Source organism: Kitasatospora nipponensis (genome assembly GCF_039528135.1).
Classification (GTDB): Bacteria; Actinomycetota; Actinomycetes; order Streptomycetales; family Streptomycetaceae; genus Kitasatospora; species Kitasatospora nipponensis.
On the sequence record NZ_BAAALF010000622.1, the window covers coordinates 1 to 818 of the forward strand.

The 818-nt window shown below is 68.7% G+C and carries 2 protein-coding genes; both read left to right on the forward strand.

Annotated elements, in window-relative coordinates:
- Window positions 1-237, forward strand: a 237-nt coding sequence (locus ABD323_RS42320; protein WP_344447377.1) for an Lrp/AsnC ligand binding domain-containing protein, incomplete at its 5' end; no start/stop codon positions are given.
- A gap of 57 nt (window positions 238-294) precedes the next feature.
- Entirely contained in the window at window positions 295-786 is a 492-nt protein-coding gene (locus tag ABD323_RS42325; protein WP_344447378.1) for a YfbM family protein, read from the forward strand.
- The last annotated feature ends 32 nt before the right edge of the window (window positions 787-818 follow it).

The window sequence follows — 818 nt, forward strand, 5'->3', positions numbered from 1 at the left end:
GCCACCGTGGCCCCCGCCGACCTCCCCGGTATCGCGTTCGCCGCCGCGGTGACCGGCTCGGCCAACCTGGTGGCCGGGGTGCTCTGCCGCGACACCGGGGAGCTCTACGAGTTCCTCACCGACCGGCTCGGCTCACTGCCCGCCATCCAGCGTGCCGAGCTCTCCCCAGTCACCCGCACCGTCAAGCGGGCCGGCCTGCTGACGGACGGGCACCGACTGGTGGATCCGGCACACTGATCCCGCAGGCATCTCCGTGCCCAGTGCCTTGGCGCCTCGTAGCCTGCGGTGGTGAGCATGAATGGTGAGTATCTGCGTGTGTCGCCCGCCGAGCTGGCCAGGGCAGTCGAGGACCCGGACTGGGCATTGGAATACGTCCAGGAGGTCATGGAGACGGACGGCACCAATGACGTCGCTCCCTCGGATGCCCGACAGCTGACGACCCACAAGGCGTGGCATGCCATCGCCTTCCTCCTCGAACGGGCGGCCGTTCCCGTCGACATCGTTCATGGCGAGCAGACGTTCACCAGTGAGGACTGGGGCTACGGGCCGGCCAAGTACCTGGACCCGGACCAGGTCAAGCTCGCTGCCGAGGCCCTGGCCCAGCTTCCCTTCGACGGCCTGATCCGGGATGTGGACTCCGGTCAACTGACAGCCGCGCAGGTCTACCCCCTCCACTGGGATGAGGCCGATGCACTCGAATGGGTGCGCGGGTGGTTCGACCCACTGGCTCCGTTCTTCGGGGCCGCAGCCCAGGTAGGCGGGGCCATGCTGCTCTGGCTCGACTGAGTTCCCTCCGCCCGGCAGCCCACCTCGGCAAG